Origin of the sequence: Gottfriedia sp. NPDC057991 (genome assembly GCF_042886615.1) — a bacterium.
Classification (GTDB): Bacteria; Bacillota; Bacilli; order Bacillales; family Bacillaceae_G; genus Gottfriedia.
On the sequence record NZ_JBHVQN010000002.1, the window covers coordinates 172,645 to 195,842 of the forward strand.

The following is a 23,198-nucleotide window of genomic DNA, read 5'->3' on the forward strand; positions in this document are numbered from 1 at the left end:
GGTTTTCATGAAAATAGAACAATTAGAATATCTACTTGATGTATTAAGTAGTGGTTCATTTTTGATTGCAGCCAAAAAGAATCTTATTAGTGAATCTGACATTAGACAATCAATAACTAGTTTAGAAAATGAATTTGGGTTTAAACTATTTAAGAATAACAGAATTTCTAATGTTGTTAATTCAATTGAAGGTTTACAGATTATATCGATAGTCAAGAAATTATTAATGGAATTTCAAGAATTAGAATTAATAGTTAAAGATTTAAAAAATAATTCTATTTGTGAGTTTAATTATCGTAAATGAGTGTACTTTAATTTGTTTAGAGCAACTACCTGATTAGTGTAGTTGCTCTTTTTTTATAAAACACCCTGCCTCCAGATAAAGTAAATACTAATTCATTGCACACAAATTGCACAGACTTATTAGAAACAATAGAAATAAAAGAATACCAGTGAATAAAATTTCATCGGCCGCTTGATTTACTGGACTCTATTGACCTAAAATATTCATTAATACTGAATTATACTCGTACTCTGTAATTGACAGGGTAGGGGTCGCTGGTTCAAGTCCAGTTGGGATCATACGAATGAGAAGGCTCAAACCTAAGTGTATCGAGGGTTTGGGCTTTTTTTTTGTTTTTCGGTTATTTTCATTTTTTGTATTGAATTTTGTTTATTGCACAAATACTGCACAGATATTTCACGAGCATATTAATTTAAACCAAATTTTTGATCAAATCGATCAACTGTATTCTTCTGCATTTCTTCATTTGATTTTGAGTAAATACCAAGTGTTGTATCAACTCTTGAATGGCCCATTCTCATTAATATTGTCGCATGAGTGTGGCGCAAATTATGAAATGGAATAACAGGCAAATTAGCTTTTGTAATGAGCTGTTTAAATTTACGAATTAAATTTCTAGGCTCTAAGTAATTTCCGTTCATTGCACAAACAACTAAATCAAGATCTTTAAAGTTCGTACTAAGTTTTCTTCAACATAAATGCCCCCTTTTACTAAATCACCGTTTTGCCATCTAAGAGCTAAAATTTCACCTCGACATGGAATTTTCTAACTGAATATAAATTAAATCAACTTAATATAATTAAAACTTTGGTGTAAAATGGAAAAATTCGCTTGTTATTTCAATTTCCGGCGTCACAACTTGTTAAAAATGCTAGTTGAACATGAATTAAATTTTTGATTAGGGCTACAAGTTTTCTTTGATGAAAATAATTAGTGGGATAATAAACCTGCACTAATGTCTAAAAACAATATACCTAAAAAACAAGACAATATCTTTGTTGTGTAAGCGTTTTATTAAAAGTAATCTAGGAATAGGTAGTAGAGGGTTGCTGTTTCCAGTAAGAAAGTGTTACCAGCAAGAAAGTATTACCAGCAAGAATACTAGTTTCACAATCTACCAAAATAAAAAATATAAAGGAGCTCATATGAAAAAATCAAGGAAGAAAATTAAGAAGACAATTGCGACAATTGTAACAGGCTGTTTAGTGGGTTCTACCTTTTTAGTAAATGGAGCTTTGATCCAAGCTGAAGGAAAGGTAGATGTGAAACAAGTTGGAAGTCAAGTTATTCCGCGAAGCGCACAGGAAGTTATTTCCTCTAATCAAATGGATGTTCTCGTTGATGTGAATTTCCCTAGGGTCATTCAATATGATTTAAAATCAGGCAAGGGGGCGGGGAAAACCTTTTACGGACAGACAGAGACATTAGATACAATCCTCATTAATGACGTTGCAGTTAAACCAAAGGTTAAAGCAAAAGTTTCACCAGATAAAATTGAATATGAAATGACTTTAATCGATGACCGTAACGATATCTCAGCGGTGATTACAGCGGAAATGGTTGTGAAGGAGAATAGATTAGAATTTAATATTACCAAAATCGTGGACAATAAAATAGTTAAAACAATCGAGATTCCCAATCATTATTTAATTTCGGTAAATAGCAGTCAAAAAGATGCCGTACTTGATGGCGTCCAGATGTCTACAAACACACATATCAATGGCGACAGACAAGTGAAGGTGGACAAAAATCTAAATGTGTCAGAGGAAAAGCAAAAAGGTTATATGTATGCCATTCTTTCTAATGATGACTTAAGTGCCAGCATATGGTCTAATACGGAGAATAATTTAGCAAAAAAAATAGCCCCTGATTCTACTGAAGCGAAAAGAGATGCGCAGAGAATTACAGCTACAGCAACAACGAATAGTTTAGGCGAAAAAACAATGGGTTTAAGCAGTACATTTTGGACCTTCCAAAAGTCTGAAAACCATCGCAAGGAAGATGGCACCCTAGAGCTGGAAGATGGAACCGTTAACCAGGTAAAGGAAATGCCGTCTGCAAAGGTCATTATTACAGCTGATGCGAATGATGATCAAAAGGTTAACTGGCAAGATGGGGCCATTGCTTACAGAGAAATTATGAATGAACCATTAGGGGCGGAGAAAGTTCCTGATTTAGTTGGTTACCGAATCAGTATGAACTTCGGCAGTCAGGCACAAAATCCTTTCTTGATGACGTTAGATGGAGTGAAAAAGTTCCATTTAAACACCGATGGACTCGGTCAATCGATTTTATTAAAAGGATATGGCAGTGAAGGGCATGATTCAGGTCATTTAAATTATGCAGATATTGGAACGCGAATCGGCGGTGCAAGCGATATGAAGACGCTGCTTGCGAAAGGGAAGAAGTACGGCGCGACGTTTGGGGTTCATGTAAATGCAAGTGAAACCTATCCAGAGTCAAAATATTTCCAAGAAGAACGATTATTAAAGAACATAGATGGTACCTATAAGTATGGATGGAACTGGATTGACCAAGGGATTAACATTGATGCTGACTATGATTTAAGAAATGGAAGAGCACAAAGATTTAAAGACCTTTATAATGTACTTGGCGGCAAAAATAATGATTTGGATTTTATTTATGTAGATGTTTGGGGAAATGGACAGTCAGGTGATAACAGCACCTGGCCAAGCCGTCAGCTAAGCAAGGAAATTAACAGTTTAGGTTGGCGTTTAGGCAGTGAATGGGGATATGCAAACGAATATGATTCTACTTTCCAGCACTGGGCAGCTGATTTAACGTATGGCGGCTATACGTTAAAAGGAATTAATAGTACAATCACTCGATTCATTAAAAACCATCAAAAGGATGCATGGATTGGCAACTATCCTAAGTATGGTGGCGATGCTGATGCTCCATTATTAGGCGGTTACAGCATGAAGGACTTTGAAGGATGGCAAGGCAGAAGCGATTATAAAGCCTATATGAATAATATATTTGCAGTGAATATTCCAACAAAGTTCATACAACATTATAAAGTTACACAATGGGAAGATGGAAAAGCCGTTGAAATGACAGATGACAAACAGCAAACTTACAACTGGGTTCCTGGCATGAAGGCCGTATTAAAAGACGACTCAGGTGAAAATACACTGACAATCAATAGAAAGTCGAATGACTTTGCAAATGATAAAGATGGGTACCGAACTAGAACGATGGTTTTTAATGGCAAAAAAGTATTTGAGGGCCAACCAGGGGATGAAAAGTATTTAATTCCATGGTCTTGGGATCAAGATGGCAAAAAATTATCCAAGGAACATGAAAAATTATACCACTGGAATACAAATGGCGGGAAAACAACGTGGTCCGTCCCAGACGGCTGGAAAGGCAACGTTAAGGTACATGAGCTAACAGAATTAGGGAAAGCCAATGTGGAAAATGTGGCAATTAAAAATGGTCAAATAACGTTAAATGCAAAAAAATCTACTGCATATGTCATTTATAAAAAAGAACAATCGAACAAGGATCAGGATGTCAACTGGAGTGAAGGAATGCATCTGGTTGATACGGGCTTTAACAGCAATTCATTGAAGAATTGGAAAGTTACCGGAGATTCTAAAGTGGTTCAGATTACCAAAAGCGAAGGCAATAATAACATGTTAACCATCTCCAACAATCAAAAGAAAGTAACGGTTTCCCAAAAAGTAACCGGATTAAAGCCAAATACGAAGTACGCTGCGTATGTTGGAATAGACAATAGAAGTGAAGAACAAGCAAGTATAACCATCACGTCTAATGGTAAAAAGTACACAAACAGTACGGGTAAATCGATTGCAAAAAACTATGTAAGAGCTTTTGCCCATAATACTTTAGGTTCAGAGCAGGCAAAAGCGGATGGTCAAATGACTTCAACCGTCGATGGAACGAGCTATTTCCAAAATATGTACGTCTTTTTTGAAACGGGCAACGATGCATCTGATGTAACCCTTGAATTATCTAGAGATGCTGGACTTGGCGCAAGTTATTTTGATGATATTCGCATCGTGGAAAACAACGCTAAAAACCAAGTAAGCAGCAGTAAATTCGTACAGGACTTTGAAGATGTTGCACAAGGGATCTATCCGTTTGTCATTGGTAATATCGAAGGTGTCGAAGATAATCGTACGCACCTAGCCGAATTACATGCTCCATACACGCAAAGGGGCTGGAATCAAAAACTAGTAAATGACGTGATTGCAGGTAAATGGTCACTTAAAACGAATGGTTTGACAGAAGGGGATAGTCTTGTGTACCAAACCATCCCACAAAACTTTCAATTCAAACCAGGGGTAACGTATAAAATTTCGTTTAATTATGAAGTGGGAAGTGACGGAACATACGCGGTAGTAACAGGCAATGCTCCATTTGAAGAAAAAGGAGTGTTGACAAAGGATGAATTGAAATCAACAGCAAGCAGTGACAAAAATGCAAAAGCTGGCACCTATTCCTTTACTTTGAAAGGGGATGAGTCAGGACAAAGCTGGTTTGGCATATACTCTACTGACAAAGAAGCCGATACTAAGGGTGTGACAGGCTCGCAAGCCAACTTTAACGGCTACAAAGATATTATGTTGGATAACTTGGTTATTGAAATTCTACCAAACAAATAATTATGAAGAATGTACAAAAAGGATATCCCGAAAAATTAATTTGGGATATCCTTTTTATGGGTGGGATGATACGGAGAAAACACATGTCAAATATTTTGAGTTAATCTAGAGTACCCCTCTTTCTAATACCAATCGGATGGTAAAGAGGGGTATTTTTTAAAAAATTGTTAACTCACCAGCACCCCAAGTGTTGCCGCATACACTCCGTACATGTGAATTGTGTAACCACTGTCTAAAAGCGATGCAAATAGAATTGCAACACTTTTGTTATAAGAGTCATCAAGTCAATTACATATCATTGACTGCTAACAACTTACTAACATCCTCGACGCATTCCAGTAAAAATAGCTAATTGAAATGGGATTAAATAATTTTCTCGTTCGCACACCTCTAAAAAAAATTTTGCTTCATCAACTGTCCAAGTTTGTTTTCTAGTCTTTGAAATTCTTGGAGGTGTAGCTTCCTTTACCGGATTAGTTTTTATCAATTCCCATTTTTCATTATTAAGCATAGTCATTAGAGCAAAGAACAATTCGCATAGGTAGAGGCTAAACGATTAGACTGAAAGCATAACAGGTGAGCAATAAAAAGAGAATAGAAACGATCAACGAGAAGAAAGTAATGACAACAAAAAATTGTAAAAGTTGATGAAGGTCGTAAAAATTGAGGGTAGGGGTTCGCTGGTTCAAGTCCAGTTGGGATCATACAAATGAGAAAGCTCAAACCTAAGTATATCAAGGGTTTGGGCTTTTTCTTTGTTTTCTATTATTCTTTGGATGAATATTATTAATTGCACTAAGACTGCACAGAAACTTCACGAGCATATTAATTTAAATCAAATTTTTGATCAAGTCGATTAGCTGTATTCTTCTGCATTTCTTCATTTGAATTTGAGTAAATACCGAGCGTAGTTTCAACTTTTGAATGACCTAAACGATCACATATTATTTTTGGATTCTCATCCATTTGCATTAAAATTTCCGCATTAGTGTGGCGTGGTAGGTTGGGAGTTAATCTAGTTGGATGACTTTATTTTCCTTTTATTACTTTTAACTTTCGTTTTATTTTTATTAGTATTTTTAGCAATTCTGTATTTTGAAGGAGATATATTCATCTCTCGTTTAAATGATTGTGCAAAGAACGATTGGGAGGAAAAGCCCGTAATGGTTGAAATATTGGAAATCGGATAATTGGTTGTTTCCAATAATATTTTGCTTTCTCTAATACGAGTTTGAATTAAGTATTCAATAGGTGAGACACCGAGATATTTCCTGAAGGAATGTGCTAGATAATATTTATTGATATGACCAACTTTTGCTAAGGTATCCAAACTGATATCTTCGCGAAAATGCTGCTTAATATAATTTTTAATAAATTCAATATCTTTACTGATTTTTTTAGTAGAGCTTTCCTCCACGTTGAAAGTTTTTTTTCTCATCATTTTAAGTAACAAAATTTCTAAAATGTTATGCATGATCAGCTCAGAATCTTCCTGCTGGTTTTTTGCTTCCTTGATCAATTGCTCAAGGTAAAAGAGATATGTTTTTTGTTCCTCTTTACAATTGTAAAGAGAGACCTGTCCTGGATATTCTGTAGATGAAAAGGAAAGACCTTGGATACCAAGTACAATGTATTCGAGCGGGTGATCGATATCAGATTTTTCCGTGTGATCGACATTCGGATTGATGATAATGAAATCATGCTCTTTGACAGGGATTTCTTCTTTGTAAAAGATAAAAGTTCCTTTGCCCTCCGTAATATACATTAGCTCTGTAAAGTGATGGGCATGATGGGTGCTATGCCAATTTTTATTGAATTTTGATTTTGTTACATAAAGTAGTTTTACCGGAAGATGGCCTTGTCGAGATTTCGATACCTCATACACTTCATTGGACAAACGAATCACTCCTTTTTAGAATTTTCTTCATATTATAACAATTTTTACCAAAATATTAAACAAAAAGCAAGATACATAAAAAACTGGACAAGATGTTTATTGTGAAAGCGCTACCTGTTTTGTATTCTTTACTCAAGAGAGAAAGAAAAATAAAGAGGAGGGGTAAGATGAAAAAGAAGTTTTTAGTATCTGGAATGACAGTTTTATTATCTCTAAGTTTAGTAGCCTGTCAGAGTAATACTACAAAAGTTGATAACTCTAATGGCGGAGGTACAGAATCTAGTAAAAAACAAACCATTCATGTGGCTGCACTTGAATCGGCATATGGAAAAGATATGTGGACTAATGTGATTGGCGCATACGAAGATGCTAATCCAAATGTTGATGTTGAATTAACGGTGGATAAAAATCTTGAGGATGTTATCGGTTCGAATATGAAAGCAGGTAACTATCCGGATGTGGTGTTATTGGCAACTGGTAGAAAATTGGCACTTACAGAAACATTAATTAAAGATAAAGCATTAGAAGACATTACAGATGTTTTGGATAGGAACGTTTATGGTGAAGATGTGAAAGTTAAAGATAAGTTGGTACCAGGATTTACTACTACACTTGCAACTAATCCTTATAATGACGGCAAAACTTATATGGCACCGATGTTTTATAGTCCAACCGGATTATTTTATAATGATAGCTTATTGAAGGAAAAAGGTTGGGAAGTACCAAAGACTTGGGACGAGATGTGGGCTTTGGGCGATAAAGCAAAGGCAGAAGGGATTTATTTATTTACTTATCCTACCACTGGTTACTTTGATTCATTCTTCTATTCATTGCTATTATCGGTAGGTGGGCCGGATTTCTACAATAAAGCGATGAAATATGAAAAAGGTATTTGGGAAACTCCTGAAGCAACGAAAGTATTTGGGATTATTCGAAAATTAGCTAAATACACAGCACCAACAACCGTTGCAAATGCTAATGGCAAAGACTACAAGAAAAATCAACAATTGATTCTCGATAACAAAGCATTGTTCATGCCAAATGGTACGTGGGTTGTTGGTGAAATGAAAGATGCGCCTCGATCAAAAGGCTTTGAATGGGGCATGACGGCTATACCGGCCACTGATGCTAGCAAAGACCGTTATGCGTTTACTTTCTTTGAACAAATGTGGATTCCTTCTGCAGCTAAAAATAAACAGGCAGCTAAAGATTTCTTAACGTTTGTTTATTCAGATAAAGCAGCTGAAATTTTTTCTGGATCCGGTGCGATTCAGCCTATCCAAGGCATGTCTAGTAAACTGACAGGTGACAATAAATTATTCTATAGTATTTATGATAATGGAGTTAAAGCAGGTATGGGAGGATTTGCCGCAACGAAAGCCGTGGAAGGTGTTAGCATGGCAGATACATTATTTGGATCAATCGACAGTATTATGTCTGGTGATAAAAATGTGAAAGATTGGCAAAAATCTGTTGAGAAAGTTAGTGACCAATTACGCTCCGCATTAAAATAAATAAATTTTTAATTTTCAATAGATCTAACGGTGACTTTTCTCACCGTTTGATTTATTAAATGAGGTGATGACATGAATAAGAAAAGAGAAAAAAGGATTTTTATCCTTGTTAGTACGGTACCCGCACTAATCTTGTTAGCCATTTTTATGATTTTTCCTACGATTGAAGTATTCAGGATGTCCTTATATAAGTGGGGAGGATTTTCTAATAATAAAGTATTTGTTGGGCTCGATAACTTCAAAATCTTATGGAATGATATGAACTTCTTTCGTTCTCTCCAAAACAGTATTGTATTAATTATTCTCGTCACACTTATTACCATGGTGCTGGCAATCTTGTTTGCTTCTGTGTTAACAAGAGAAAAGATGAAAGGTAATAGTTTTTTCCGTATTATTTTCTATATCCCGAATATCTTATCCGTTGTGGTCATCTCGGGGATATTTTCTGCAGTTTATGACCCAACCACAGGTTTGTTGAATAATCTACTCGCTTTATTTAACCTTGAGAACCTTCAAAAGATGTGGCTTGGTGATCAAAAAATTGCCATCTATAGCATAGGAGGGGCGCTCATTTGGCAAGCCGTTGGTTACTATATGGTCATGTATATGGCGGGGATGGCGAGTATCCCAGAAAGCTTTTATGAAGCATCTTCTTTGGAAGGTGCTGGACGGGTCAGACAATTTTTCAGTATTACACTACCGTTGATTTGGAATAACATTCGTACAACGTTAACTTTTTTCGTTATCAGTACAATTAATTTAAGTTTTCTTCTCGTCCAAGCGATGACTGGTGGTGGCCCTGACGGATCGACGGAGGTGTTTTTAAGCTACATGTATAAGCAGGCTTACACCAATTCATCTTATGGTTACGGTATGGCTATTGGGGTAGTTGTTTTCCTATTCTCATTTGCATTATCTGCAATTATTAGCTATGTCACCAAAAGGGAAGTGTTGGAGTATTAAGGAGGTCCAAAAACGATGGAAACACAAAAAAGAATGACTGCAGAAACATCTTATAGAGGTCCAAAAACGAAGGAAACACAAAAAAGAATGACTACAGAAACAGCTTATAGAGGTCCAAAAACGCTGGAAACACAAAAAGGAATGACTGCGGAAACATCTTATAGAGGTCCAATAAAAATGAAAATTCAAAAAGGAATGACTGCAGAAACAGCTTATCGCTATTTTATGTACGTAGCACTAATTACATTAGCAATCTCTATTATTATTCCTGTCGCATGGGTCTTCTTTGCTTCAGTGAAGAAAAACTCGGAATTTTATGGAAGCCCTTGGGCCATGCCAAAAAGTTTCTATTTTCAAAACTTTATCGATGCTTTCCAAAAGGCAAACATGGGTACATATATGTTGAATACAGTCATGGTGACTGCATTGGCTCTGCTTATATTATTGATTGTGGCCTTGCCAGCAGCCTATGTGCTGGCAAGATACACCTTTCGAGGAAGTAAATTAATAAATGCTTTTTTTAAAGCTGGATTATTCATCAATGTGAACTACATTGTTGTTCCAATTTTCTTAATGTTATTGGACGGGGATAACTTTTTAAGGGGACAATTTGGGGAGGGATTCCTACTAGACAATTTATTTATTTTAGCTTTGGTGTATGCGACGACTGCGTTGCCATTTACCGTTTACTTGTTGTCTAGTTTTTTTCAATCTCTTCCATCCACGTATGAGGAAGCAGCGTTGGTCGATGGTGCCGGATATTTCAAAACAATGATTTTAATTATGATTCCGATGGCTCGTCCAAGTATCATTGCCGTCATTTTATTTAATTTTCTTTCCTTTTGGAACGAATACATTATTGCCCTAACATTATTGCCAGGATCAAATAAAACGTTACCTGTTGGGCTAATGAACTTGATGGCAGCCCAAAAATCTGCTGCGAATTACGGTCAAATGTATGCAGGAATGGTACTCGTCATGCTACCAACCTTAATTTTATATATCATTGTTCAAAAAAAATTAACACAAGGGATGACCCTTGGCGGTTTAAAGGACTAAAGGAGGATCTACATGGAAAAGAAAAAAGGCCGCGTTACTTTACCAAGTGAAGAAAACTTTCTTAAGGAAACAAAAGAATTGATGGAACGTTGGGGAGCAGATGCGATTCGCGATAGTGATGGAACAAAATTAGATGATGTTATTAAACAATTAGATGCAAAAATTTATACTACTTATTTTGTTGCTAGAGGTAACAATGAGTTCGCAGAGAACCATATGGAAGAATGCCAGCAACTTTATTTGATGAGTTTGTTTAATATTGCAATCACTGACACACTTGAAATTGATTTTATGAAAGGTTATTTTGAGGAACAACTTAAGCCGGATTATCTTCACAATCCTAAGAAATATTGGGAGGTCATCGACCGGACAACTGGAGAAGTTGTTGATGTTAATGATTGGGAAGTATATGAAGAGCAAAATCGTGTTTTGATTACAAAGGCAATTCCTTGGCATGAATACACGGTGTCATTCCTAGTATATGCAATTTGGGATCCAACCCAAATGTACAATCATATTACCAACAATTGGGGTGATAAACCGCATGACATTCCTTTTGATGTTAGGCAGCCACACTCCAATGAATTTATGAGAACCTATTTAAAACAATGGCTGGCAAAAAATCCAGATACAGATGTGGTCAGATTCACAACGTTTTTCTATCATTTTACCCTTGTGTTCAATAATCTTGGCAAAGAAAAATTTGTCGATTGGTTCGGTTATGGTGCAAGTGTTTCAGTGGCTGCATTAGATGCTTTTGAACAAGAAAAAGGATATCGTTTAAGACCGGAAGACATCGTTGATCAAGGCTATTACAATACGTCCTTTCGAATCCCAACTCCAGCCTATCTAGATTATATTGATTTTGTACATAAGTTTGTTACCGATGAAGCAAAAAAACTTGTGGATATTGTCCATGAAAGTGGCAAAGAAGCGATGATGTTCCTTGGAGATAACTGGATTGGTACAGAACCGTATGGAAAATACTTTGAAAATATCGGATTGGATGCAGTGGTAGGGAGTGTTGGAGGCGGAGCAACGCTACGAATGATTGCCGATATCCCTCATGTTCGTTATACAGAAGGGCGATTCTTACCTTATTTCTTCCCGGATACATTTTACGAAGGTAACAACCCGGTGATTGAAGCAAATGAAAACTGGCTAACGGCTAGAAGAGCATTACTACGAAAACCCATTGACCGAATTGGTTATGGTGGTTATTTAAGCCTGGCCTATCAGTTTCCGGAATTTGTCTCCTATATTGAAAAAGTCACCGAGGAATTTCGTGAAATATATGAAACTATCAACGGTATTCAGCCATATTGCGGTCTTAAAGTTGCAATTTTGAATTCTTGGGGTAAGTTGAGAACCTGGCAGACACATATGGTTGCCCATGCCCTATGGTATAAACAAATTTATTCTTATTTAGGTGTTTTGGAATCCTTGAGTGGAGCTGCGGTGGAAGTCCAGTTCATAAGTTTTGATGATATCATCAACAATGGGATTCCTGAGGGTGTTGATGTCATCATTAATGCCGGGGATGCGGGTACAGCTTTTTCAGGCGGGGATCTATGGACCAATGAAAAGTTAGTCACTACAATTAGGGCATGGATATATAATGGTGGAGGGTTTGTAGGTATTGGCGAACCGACAGCTTTTCAGCACGAAGGCCATTATTTTCAATTGGCGAACGTCTTAGGTGTTGACAAAGAACTAGGATTTAGCTTATCAACAGATAAATATTTTGTCACTCCTGTCCAAGAGCATTTTATTTCTGCAGACAGCACCCAATTCGATTTTGGTGAAGGCATGAAAAATATTTATGCGTTATCAGAGGAAACTGAAATTATTGAATATTCAGAAGGAGAAGTCCACCTTTCCAGCCATCCGTTTGGAGAAGGCAGAGCTGTCTATATAGCGGGACTGCCATACAGCGAAGAAAATACGCGTCTGCTAATGCGCGCGTTATACTATGCTGCCCATAAAGAAGGAGAATTCCAAAAATTTCATGCTAGCAACATTTATTGTGAAGTCCATGCGTATCCATCCATTCAAAAAATGGCAATTGTCAACAATTCAATGATGGAACAAACGACGACTTTCTACGACGGACAAGGCAATAGGAAAGAAGTGACGTTGGCACCTAGTGAAATCCGATGGGAGGATTTTTTAAATGAAGGCTAATGCTTTATTCATTATTAAATTTGTTATGTTTATCACATGCGTGTCTTTGATTATCATCTACCAAAAAACGGCAGGTAAACACGAACTGGGTATGATGTTAATCGGATTAGTTGGTCTATTAGGACTAGTTTATTTTTACAATCGAAAATACATTTAAACCAAACAGGTAGAGGATTAATTAAAGGCTTCGCAGATATGTTGACAATCATAGAAAATGACACAAAGGTTCAAATACATACTTAGGAGTGCGAACACATGAAAAGGGCAATAGGTATTGATATTGGAGGTACGAAGATTGCAGCGGGAATCATATCGGATAAGGGCGAACTGCTTGAACGTACTGAAGTAAAAAGTGACCCATCAGATCGGGAAATAATGTTTGATAGAGTCGTAGAAGCTGTGGAACAAGTTCTTCGAAAATCATGGACTACAATCGCTGATATCGAGGGTATTGGTGTTGGGGTACCAGGAAAAGTTGATTATGAGAAGGGTGTCGCTGTTTTTCAAAACAATTTACCATGGAAACAGTTTCCCATTACAGTCCGTTTACAGGAGCAATTTGGCATCGAAAGGATTACCATTGACAATGATGTCTATATGGCAGCTTTTGCCGAATGCAAAGCAGCGCAGGTGAAAAGAGATGAGACCTTTGTCTACGTGACTATAAGTACGGGAATCTCCTGTTCTATCATTCATAAAGGTTCATTTTTCAGGGGGGCTGGATTTGCCGGGGAACTGGGGCTGATTCCAGCACGCTGGAAGGGGACTAATGATCGATTGGAAAAAATCGCTGCCGGGCCAGGGATCCAGAGAATAGCCGAAAGAGAATTACAGGTAGATACTATTTCAACTGAGGATGTATTTGCTGGTTATATAAACGGAGCACAGGAATATCAGGCTATCATTAACAAGATAACCGACTATTTAGCTCAAGGGATTTATACGATTTCCTGCTTATTGGATCCGCACAAAATAGTTTTCGGTGGTAGTGTCATTGTGAAAAATCCTTTTCTACTGCAGTTGATTAAAGTAAAACTAAAAAACTATCAGCTTCCTGAGCAACAACATCTTTTAGAGGAGATGAGCATCAGTACATTGGCGCAGAATAATGGAGTTGTTGGTGCTGGATTACGGATATTTGAAGGTATGTATGAAGGTATCGCCGACGCTCATTAATGATTGTAAATAGGTAGAGGAGAGATTATATGTTTACATTAAATGAAGAAAAATTATTTTCGTTAGGTGCATCGATAACAACGGCGGAAATAAAACAGCAGCCTGATTTATGGGCTGAAACCTTTGAATTGTATATGGAGAAAAGTAAGGAAATTGAAAAGTTTTTTCAAAAATTATTAACAAAACATAGCCGGGTTCGTGTCATTTTTACAGGAGCTGGAACGTCTGCATATGTAGGTGATACAGTCACCCCATATCTAAAAGAAAAGGTTGATGAACAACAGTGGGAAATGCTGAGTATTCCTACAACCACTTTGGTTTCAAATCCTTACCAATTTTTAAAAAAGGATTTTCCAACCTTATTTGTTTCATTTGCTAGAAGCGGGAACAGCCCGGAAAGTATTGCTGCCGTACAATTAGCTGAGCAAATAGTAACCGATTTGTATCAGATAACGATTACTTGTGCTAAAGATGGAAAATTAGCCAAAAGGGCAGTAGGGAATGAAACTAATTTATTGCTATTGATGCCTGAAAAATCGAATGATCAAGGATTTGCAATGACAGGAAGTTATACTTGCATGGCGTTAACGGCATTACTCGTTTTTGATTCTTTATCGACTGAAGAAAAATCTAAGATAGTGAAAACTATACGTCAAATGGGTGAAAGTGTCATTCAAAGGGAAGGCATCATCAAAGAGATGATCGACTTTGATTTTGACCGAATTATTTATATAGGATCTGGTAGTTTAGAAGGCTTAGCGAGAGAAGCACAATTAAAAATACTAGAGCTGACAGCTGGAAAAGTTGTTACATCATTTGATTCACCGCTGGGATTCAGACATGGTCCAAAATCATTTGTGAACGAAAAATCATTAGTTTTCGTATTTGTCTCCAATCATCCTTATACACGTCAATATGATTTAGATATGTTAAAAGAAATGCAGCAGGACAACATTGCCAGCTATATCTGTGCCATCGAGGTTGATGGTGAAACAAATTATACTGGGACCAGGTTTGTGTTCGGCAGCGAGGCTCAATCCGTACCAGATGCTTACTTAGCATTACCTTTTGTCATGATTGGGCAAACAGTCTCACTGTTAGCTTCCGTGAAAGTAGGCAATACACCGGATACACCTTCACCGACAGGAACGGTGAATCGTGTCGTTAAAGGTGTTACCATCTATGAATATGAGTAACTAGCGTAGGGGAAAAATGTATGTCTATTTTTATTTTTGCAGATAAGTTTTTTCTTGAGGGGAAGGTTACAGGGCCAGGTTTTTTGGGAATAAAAGACGGAAAATTCGGTAAATTCTTAGAAAGTAGGCCAGAGGAAGCATCAGAAATCATTGATTATGCAGGACATTGGATTGGTCCCGGTCTAGTAGATACGCATATTCATGGATTTAGAAATCACGACATAATGGAAAGTAATTTTGAAGGACTGAATCAAATTTCGGTAGGGCTCCTTTCTTGCGGAGTTACATCCTTTTTACCTACAACCCTAACCTCCTCAACAAAATCTTTGAATAACGTTGTTGAAATGATTGGTACCAATTACTCGAAAGTGCAAGGCGCAAAAATTAAAGGGATCTTTTTAGAGGGGCCATTTTTTACTGAAAAACATAAAGGGGCGCAAAACACGAAATATTTTTGTGACCCATCAGTTGATATGTTGAAAGTTTGGCAGAAATTATCAAATGATTCTATTAAAAAAATTGCGATTGCACCTGAAAGAAATGGTGCAGTGGAATTTATTGAATATGCTGTGAGGGAAAATATAGTAGTGGCATTGGCCCACAGTAACGCAAATTATGAAGAAGCAAAACTAGCGATTGAGAAAGGGGCTTCGATTTTTGTTCATACTTTCAATGGAATGAGTCCGCTGCACCATCGTGAACCGGGGATGGTCGGAGCGGCTATGAATCTAAAGGATGCTTTTGCTGAAATCATATGTGATGGACATCATGTTCATCCCGTTGCCGCAAATATTTTAATGCAAGTCCGTGGTAGAGAAAAAATCGTTATGGCGTCCGATTGTATGATGGCCGGAGGTATGCCTGAAGGAACTTATCAGCTAGGAGAATTTCCAGTGAAAGTAAAAGATGGGATGGCCCGTTTAGAAAGCGGAAGTTTAGCAGGGAGTATTTTGCAGTTAAAAGATGCTGTCAAAAATGTCGTTAAGTGGGGGATTGCCACACCTGAGGAAGCAATTTATATGGCGAGTACGGCACCTGCTAAAAGTATTCAGCTTGATCGTGAATGTGGGAAGATTGCCAAGGGTTATGCCGCAGACTTTATTGTGCTGACACCTGCGATGGATTTAACTGCAACTTTTCTTGACGGTGTATGTCGTTTTCAAGTTTAAACAATTTTTTGAAAGAGGGATTACCAATGATTTTATCTGTCACCATGAATCCATCAGTCGATATTTCCTATCCGATTCATGAATTAAAGTTGGATGCTGTTAACCGTGTTGAAACAGTTCATAAAACTGCTGGTGGAAAAGGATTGAATGTTGCGCGTGTGGTCGCTCAAATGGAAGAAGTTGTCCTAGCGACAGGCGTGCTTGGTGGTACGATTGGCGAATTCATAATTCAAGAATTAAATAAATGCAATATTCCTAATGACTTTTTAAAAATCAAAAAGGAATCAAGAAATTGTATTGCCGTTCTTCATGAAGGGATGCAAACAGAGATTTTAGAATCTGGGCCGACATTATCCAAAGAAGAAGGGATATTTTTTTTAGAGAAATTTGAATGTCTACTTACAAAAGCTACACTTGTGACAATTTCGGGCAGTTTACCAAAAGGATTACCGACTAACTTTTATCATCAAATGTTAGAAATCTGTCACAAAAATGGAATTCCGGTAATTATGGATTCTTCAGGGGAATCTTTTAAACAAGCTTTGTTGTATGAAGAAAAACCATTTGCCATCAAACCAAATATAACGGAATTATCTCAGTTGCTGGGCATTAAAATGGAAGCAGGAATCATGGATTTAAAGCAAGCATTAAACCATGAATTATTTACTGGGATCAAGTGGATTATCGTGTCCATGGGTGGAGAAGGTGCCTTTGTCAAGCATGGTGAGGACTATTACAGAGTTACGATTCCCATAATAGAAGTGGCCAATCCTGTAGGGGCTGGTGATGCGACAGTTGCAGGGTTCGCTGTGGCTCTACATCAAAATCAGGCGGTCGAGAATGTCCTTAAAACGGCGATGACTACAGGAATGTTAAATACAATGGAAGCTGGAACGGGTTATATTAATGTGAATAAGTTTAGACAATACTTCGATTTCGTTAAAGTTGAAAGAATAGATTGATAGAGGAGATTGATGATGTTAGAACTAACAAAAAATAAATTGGAAGCTCTAAAACGTTTATCAGATGAAAATGGAATAATTGGCGCGTTGGCCATTGATCAACGAGGTTCATTGAAAAAAATGATTGCGTCTGGCGGTACTAGTCATGTTGGAGATGAGGGCATTATCCGTTTCAAAGAATTGGTTTCTGAGGAATTAACACCATATTCAACAGCGATTCTTTTGGACCCGGAATATGGTCTACCAGCAGCAAGGGTCCGCGATAAAGACTCCGGTTTAATAGTAGCGTATGAAAAAACCGGGTACGATGCTTCAGAAGTAGGTCGCTTACCTGATTTATTAACGGAATGGTCAGTGAAACGATTAAAGGAAACAGGTGCCGATGCTATTAAATTCTTACTCTACTATGATTGTGATGAAGATGAAAAAATTAATAGCTATAAACATGTCTATATGGAACGTGTCGGATCCGAGTGTGCAGCTGAAGACCTTCCATTTTTCTTGGAGATTGTTACATATGATGTTGAAAATGTTGATGTGAAAAGTAAAGCGTACGCAAAAATAAAACCTCACAAAGTAATTGAGGCTATGAAGGAGTTCTCGAAACCCCAATACAAAGTAGATGTTTTAAAAGTAGAAGTTCCGGTAGATATGAACTTTGTGGATGGGTATTCGGAAGGCGAATTCGTTTACAGTAAAGAAGAAGCAGCTTTCTTTTTCAAAGAACAAAGTGAAGCAACTCATCTTCCATTTATCTTCCTGAGTGCGGGAGTAAGCGCAAAACTATTCCAAGAAACATTAAAATTTGCAAAAGACGCAGGTTCTACCTTTAACGGAGTGTTATGTGGTCGGGCAACCTGGAAAGACGGTGTAGCACCTTTTGCTATAAACGGGGAACAAGCAGGCCGTGATTGGTTAAAAGAAACTGGTAAAAGGAATACTGAAGAACTGAGCTTCGTGTTGAAAGAGACTGCCAACTCATGGTTCGCTAAAGTGGAATAAATATCAATACTAATAAATTTAAATTTGCTAGAAAAGAATCCATTTTGATCAATCTTTTTCCAAAATGGATTCTTTTTATTTATCGTAAAATTTGAAATTGTAAGGTGTTTTTGATCAATCTTTATTTTGCAAATCTACAGTAACTATAGCTTTGCATGGTGATTTTATATCTGAAGGAATTGTTAAGTAATAATTGCCCTGACTTATTGAATTTATTAAATTGTTATAAAATTCTAAAAAAAGACAATATACCTAAAAAATGAAACAATATCTTTATTGTGTAAGCGCTTCAAAAAAAATATCCTTAACATTAAGTGAAGACGGTGCCATTCAAGTTTTTGTATATGAGGTGTTGGTATCGACTTTATCCAAAATTTTGATTTCAAAGGGGGAAACGAATTGGAACGTAAGCATTTCAAGAAAACTTTTAATACCATTCTTGCACTTATGCTGATTTTACCAACATTTTTAGTGAACATGATTCCGACAATACGTGTAGGAGCAAATGTGTCTAATCCATGGGTAACATTTTCATCTGGAGGAAACGAAATCAATGAACTAGTAGAACAAAATGGGAAATCCTATGCAAGACTTGGAGCAGGTTCTGGTAACGATAATGGGGCAAGTGCTGCAATTTTTCAAGAACAAAATAAAGTCGCTAAAGAATCCGGAGTGATGGAATATAACTTTATTCCAGAAACAAAGGGAGAAGATACTAGATTTGGTTTCTATCCTCATTATATTGATTATAATAACTTTGTTTTTGTAGGCTATGACTCACTCGGATGGTTCTATGAATACAAATATCAGGGAAAAGGTGACTGGTTAAAAAGTAGACCTAATGTACCACTTCCAGAGGTAGGGACCGCACATTCCATTAAAATTGATTATAACGGAATCACTTTTAAGGTTACATTAGATGGAAAAGATTTATTTGGATCGGTTACTTTATCAAATGAAGTGAATAATCTTCTTTCAGGTAAGGAAGCGGTTAAACTAGGGGCATTTGGCGGCAAAAACAGCCAAGTACTCATTGAACTAGGTGATGCTCCTGGGGATGGAGGTACAGATCCAGGTAACGGAGGAACAGAGCCCGGAGATCAAGAACTTGTCGACATTTCGGATAACCAACTAGAAGATGGCGACTTTAAAATTATCTCAGGCGACGGAAAAGTTACATATAATCAAGATGGTTCAGCAACTTTTCATGTTACATCTACCCAAAAGAATCGAATTGTCTACAATAAAATGAAACCAATTAAGAATGGTATTTTTGAAGCTGATATTACGCCAGGAACTAGCGCCATGAACCGTTTTGGCCTCATCTATCGTGTTCAGAATCCATCTGCCTATACGTATGTGGGAACGGGAGATCAGAACAATCTTTATTTTGGCGAGATCTTTGGCCCTGCTAACAGTTGGACGTCGATGACCTCAGATATGCCATTAGAAGCAAATAAAACCTATCATCTACGTATAAAATTTACGGATGATTTAGCTACTTTATATATTAATGATAAAAAGGTGAATACCTTTACATTGTCAGGTGGTGTTGATCAAGCAGGCTTACTTGGATTTGAAAAAAGCCGTGGTGCTGCTGACATTACGATTTCAAACATCAAAATCAAAGAAAATGTTCCTCCTAAAGCACCAAATACACCGCCAGTAGAGGATAACCTAACCTCAGACTATATGGATGTCGTGATTGACCAAGTTTTCCCGCGTGTCATTGAATACCGGGTTGCAGACAAGGTAATGGATGGACAAAAAACTCCTGTTTACGGATTAAAAGTGAATGGCACTCTGTACTATCCTGAAGTAAGCTTTGAAAAGCTAAGCGAAAGTGAGGCACTATATACCTTAAAGGTAAAAGATGAATTTGAAAAACTTGATGCTGTATTTAAAGTTTCTTTAAAAGTCAAAAAAAATAAAGTGATCTATACCTTTGAAGATATCACCAATGCCGGCAGTGCAAAAATTGAAACGGTTGAATTGGCCGATCTGAACTTTATCTCAGTTAATTCAGCTCAAACAAATGCTAAAGCCAAATTAACAAACCTTAGCGGTGATGTGACCAAACCTGGGGATGTCGATGTTCCTGTCGATTCAACTTTAGGAGGCATTGGAACTTCAGAAAAATATTATACTGCTTTCCTGTCAACTGACAAATTGAGTGCAGGTGTATGGTCCAGTTCAGAAGTCGATGGCTACCGTAATCTAGTTGCAAATCGTTATCAAAGTAAAGATGGCACGAAAGCTATCGGTATCGGTTCTAGTTTGCTTTATTATCAAAGAGAATTTATGCCGAAACCACAAACAAAAAAACCTACCGTGAAAATTGCAATAGCGGATGATTTAAATCAGGATAATGAAATTGACTGGCAGGACGGTGCGATTGCTTACCGTGAGATCATGCAGGACATTCCGGGTTCGAACGATGTAAACAATCTGGTAGGCCAACGAATTGACATGAATTTTGGCTCACAAGCACAACAGCCATTCTTAAAAACATTGGATAATGTTAAGAAGGTGGCTCTCGCTACAGATGGATTGGGGCAGTCTGTCCTGTTAAAAGGATATGGAAATGAAGGTCATGACAGTGCGCACCCGGATTATGGCAATGTCGGTGAACGAATTGGCGGTGCTGACGATTTAAAAACACTTATTCGTGAAGGGCATAAGTACAATTCTGATTTTGGTGTCCACATCAATGCTCAGGAAACATATCCTGAAGCTAAAGCTTTCAATGAAGATTTTATTGACGGTCCTAATTCAAGAGGTTGGGGCTGGTTAGATCAATCTTATACGATCAATAAATTAAAGGATTTGTACTCGGGAACACGTGCGAAAAGGCTGGACGAATTAAAAGCAGCTGCACCAGGTCTTGACTTCGTTTACTTAGATGTATGGTTTCAAGACCAATGGGAATCTGATCGAATTGCAGAGCAATTTCATGATCGAGGCTGGAGGGTAGCAACAGAGTTTGGTACATCCATTGCAAATTATTCAACCTGGCAGCACTGGGCGACGGATAAGAACTACGGCGGAGCAGACCACAAGGGAATAAACTCCGAAGTACTTCGCTTTATAAGCAATCACCAAAAAGATTCTTGGGTGTTGAATTGGCCAGAAGGAGGCGGAACGGCTGATCATCCATTACTTGGCGGATTTGAATTAGCCGGTTTTGAGGGATGGCAATCTGATAAGAACTTTGACCATTTTATCCGGATGACATTTGATACAAATCTACCAACTAAATTTTTACAAAAGTATTATGTCAACGATTGGACAGATGTAGATGGCGATAAGCAAAAGACCAACCTGGAAAAAGAAATTAAATTGAAAGATCCAAGCAACGGCGATGTTGTCGTTGTAACTAGAAAAAACAACTCAAGAGAACGAATTATTACGCTTAATGGAAATGTCGTCCTTGATGAACATGCTTATTTAATTCCTTGGGTTGAGCAAGACTTTAAAAATCCAACTCCGGATTCTGAAAAACTGTTCCACTGGAATTTGGAAGGCGGTACAACTACTTGGACACTTCCAGATGAATATAATGGTGTATCTAGAGTTTATGTATACAAATTGACAGATAGCGGTAGAAAAGATATGAAGGAAGTCAAGGTCGTAAATAATAAAGTAACTTTGAAAGCAGATGCAGCAACTCCTTATGTTGTTGTACCAAGAAAAGATAATGCTTTACAAATCCATGACTGGAGCAAGGGTTCTCATGTATATGACACTGGATTCAATTCAGGAACAGTAAATGCACATACAACTGTTCATGGTGATAACAAAGCTGTAAGCGTCGTCAGAACGAATCAAACTGGAAGCGACCGCAATTTAAGCAGTGGAGATTACTACTTGAATATTGATAGTCCGTCAAAAGAAACAACAGTTTCTCGTACACTTACTGATTTGGAACCGGGTAAAGATTATGTAGCCGAGGTCTATGTGGAAAACAATAGTGATGTAAAAGCCGGAATTAAAGTAACGGGCGGAGTAAAAGATGTAAGCAATTACACCCTACGAAGCCTGCAAAGGAACTATGTAAAAGCAGACTCACATGCTTCTAATGATGGATACGATAGTAAAATGCAAAGAATGCAAGTAAGTTTTACTGCTACATCTAAAAAGGCTAAATTAATTCTTAGTCGTGAGGCCGGAAAAGGAACTACCAAGTTTGATGATATCCGAGTCGTACAAAAATCCTTAAAAAATGAAATATCATCAAATGTATTTGAACAAGATTTTGAATCGGTTGTACAAGGAATTTACCCATTTGTAATAGGTAATACGGAAGGTGTAGAAGACAATAGAATTCATTTATCTGAATTACATGCTCCGTATACACAAAAAGGATGGGCGGATAAAAAATTAGTAGATGATGTCATTAAAGGAAATTGGTCCGTTAAAGTTAATACTGGAGACAAAGGCTTAGTATATCGGACTATTCCGCAACACTTTCACTTTGAACCAGGCGTATCCTATAAAGTATCCTTTGACTATCAAACTACTGTCAATTCCTATCGTTTTATTTCAGGCAATCAAGAAATTGATGTTGAAGACATTGCTAATGCGAAGGGATTGAGTGTGAATAAAACTCTTACTTCATCTATCGACACAAAAACAGCTAAGTTTACTGTAACAGGTTCTGAGAACGGTCAAACTTACGTTGGAATTTTCAGTGATGGAACTAGTATAAATGAGGACACTGGAGCAGGTACGTTTATTTTAGATAATCTACGTATTGAAAGGTTGGCTCCAGGGGGAATGACGCATTGAGTGCTAGAAGTGTAGAACTACATTAAAAATGAAGATTGTTTGGTATTTAGAGTCATAACAATAACATGAATTATGGCCTATCTCTATAGAGGTAGGCTTTATTGTGTTTATTGAATCGTCGTAAATCTCTCCTAGAAAATCACTTTCTCTTTGTAGCTTTTTAGTGAGTTTTTACAAGTGAAAAGCAAGATATCTAAAAAACACGACAAGATGTTTATTGTGGATGTATTTTTACATTCGTATACTTTAACAAAAGACTTAAAAACGAACGCCCAACTTAGGTGTGTACGGCAATAAAATCTTTATTACGAACACTAATAAAAGAAGAGAG

General features: G+C 37.2%; 16 protein-coding genes. 13 read left to right on the top strand and 3 right to left on the bottom strand.

Annotated elements, in window-relative coordinates; all coding sequences use genetic code 11:
* The first annotated feature begins 7 nt into the window (after nt 1-7).
* Nucleotides 8-304 (top strand): LysR family transcriptional regulator, encoded by a 297-nt coding sequence (locus ACFVR2_RS08535; RefSeq protein ID WP_387360738.1) that lies wholly within the window; start codon nt 8-10, stop codon nt 302-304.
* Between the two features lie 407 nt (nt 305-711).
* Here ACFVR2_RS08535 and ACFVR2_RS08540 read toward each other — a convergent pair whose 3' ends face one another.
* Nucleotides 712-945 (bottom strand): site-specific integrase, encoded by a 234-nt coding sequence (locus tag ACFVR2_RS08540; protein WP_387360740.1) that lies wholly within the window; start codon nt 943-945, stop codon nt 712-714.
* A gap of 505 nt (nt 946-1,450) precedes the next feature.
* Here ACFVR2_RS08540 and ACFVR2_RS08545 point away from each other — a divergent pair.
* On the top strand, nt 1,451-4,957 hold the full coding sequence (locus tag ACFVR2_RS08545; RefSeq protein ID WP_387360742.1) for an endo-alpha-N-acetylgalactosaminidase family protein: 3,507 nt from the start codon (nt 1,451-1,453) through the stop codon (nt 4,955-4,957).
* 825 nt (nt 4,958-5,782) lie between these two features.
* Here ACFVR2_RS08545 and ACFVR2_RS08550 read toward each other — a convergent pair.
* Both ACFVR2_RS08550 and ACFVR2_RS08555 read right to left on the bottom strand, forming a co-directional pair.
* Nucleotides 5,783-5,929: a hypothetical protein gene (locus tag ACFVR2_RS08550; RefSeq protein WP_387360744.1), complete on the bottom strand. Its 147-nt coding sequence runs from the start codon at nt 5,927-5,929 to the stop codon at nt 5,783-5,785.
* A gap of 43 nt (nt 5,930-5,972) precedes the next feature.
* Complete coding sequence (locus ACFVR2_RS08555) at nt 5,973-6,854, bottom strand: helix-turn-helix domain-containing protein (RefSeq protein ID WP_387360746.1); 882 nt, start codon at nt 6,852-6,854, stop codon at nt 5,973-5,975.
* A 167-nt stretch (nt 6,855-7,021) separates the two neighbouring features.
* Here ACFVR2_RS08555 and ACFVR2_RS08560 point away from each other — a divergent pair, with 167 nt between their 5' ends.
* The 11 genes from ACFVR2_RS08560 (at nt 7,022) to ACFVR2_RS08610 (ending at nt 22,867) form a co-directional block, all read left to right on the top strand.
* Nucleotides 7,022-8,368 carry a carbohydrate ABC transporter substrate-binding protein gene (locus tag ACFVR2_RS08560; RefSeq protein ID WP_387360748.1) on the top strand — a complete coding sequence of 449 codons (1,347 nt, stop codon included), beginning with the start codon at nt 7,022-7,024 and terminating at the stop codon, nt 8,366-8,368.
* A 72-nt stretch (nt 8,369-8,440) separates the two neighbouring features.
* Nucleotides 8,441-9,331 carry a carbohydrate ABC transporter permease gene (locus ACFVR2_RS08565; RefSeq protein ID WP_387360750.1) on the top strand — a complete coding sequence of 297 codons (891 nt, stop codon included), beginning with the start codon at nt 8,441-8,443 and terminating at the stop codon, nt 9,329-9,331.
* Between the two features lie 15 nt (nt 9,332-9,346).
* On the top strand, nt 9,347-10,390 hold the full coding sequence (locus tag ACFVR2_RS08570; RefSeq protein WP_387360752.1) for a carbohydrate ABC transporter permease: 1,044 nt from the start codon (nt 9,347-9,349) through the stop codon (nt 10,388-10,390).
* A gap of 12 nt (nt 10,391-10,402) precedes the next feature.
* Nucleotides 10,403-12,574: a 1,3-beta-galactosyl-N-acetylhexosamine phosphorylase gene (gene gnpA / locus ACFVR2_RS08575; protein ID WP_387360754.1), complete on the top strand. Its 2,172-nt coding sequence runs from the start codon at nt 10,403-10,405 to the stop codon at nt 12,572-12,574.
* Nucleotides 12,564-12,731: a DUF6903 family protein gene (locus tag ACFVR2_RS08580; RefSeq protein ID WP_387360756.1), complete on the top strand. Its 168-nt coding sequence runs from the start codon at nt 12,564-12,566 to the stop codon at nt 12,729-12,731. The genes gnpA and ACFVR2_RS08580 overlap by 11 nt, the downstream gene beginning before the upstream one ends.
* Nucleotides 12,732-12,829: 98 nt before the next feature.
* Complete coding sequence (locus ACFVR2_RS08585) at nt 12,830-13,750, top strand: ROK family protein (RefSeq protein WP_387360758.1); 921 nt, start codon at nt 12,830-12,832, stop codon at nt 13,748-13,750.
* A 29-nt stretch (nt 13,751-13,779) separates the two neighbouring features.
* Nucleotides 13,780-14,946, top strand: a complete 1,167-nt coding sequence (locus ACFVR2_RS08590) for an SIS domain-containing protein (RefSeq protein WP_387360760.1) — start codon at nt 13,780-13,782, stop codon at nt 14,944-14,946.
* 20 nt (nt 14,947-14,966) lie between these two features.
* The gene (nagA, locus tag ACFVR2_RS08595; protein WP_387360762.1) at nt 14,967-16,115 is read left to right on the top strand and encodes an N-acetylglucosamine-6-phosphate deacetylase; all 1,149 of its coding nucleotides are present in this window, start codon (nt 14,967-14,969) and stop codon (nt 16,113-16,115) included.
* Nucleotides 16,116-16,141: 26 nt separating this feature from the next.
* A complete protein-coding gene (lacC, locus tag ACFVR2_RS08600) occupies nt 16,142-17,077 on the top strand; it encodes a tagatose-6-phosphate kinase (protein WP_387361729.1) in 936 nt (311 codons plus the stop codon).
* Between the two features lie 15 nt (nt 17,078-17,092).
* A complete protein-coding gene (lacD, locus tag ACFVR2_RS08605; protein WP_387360764.1) occupies nt 17,093-18,079 on the top strand; it encodes a tagatose-bisphosphate aldolase in 987 nt (328 codons plus the stop codon).
* Nucleotides 18,080-18,478: 399 nt separating this feature from the next.
* On the top strand, nt 18,479-22,867 hold the full coding sequence (locus tag ACFVR2_RS08610; RefSeq protein WP_387360766.1) for an endo-alpha-N-acetylgalactosaminidase family protein: 4,389 nt from the start codon (nt 18,479-18,481) through the stop codon (nt 22,865-22,867).
* The last annotated feature ends 331 nt before the right edge of the window (nt 22,868-23,198 follow it).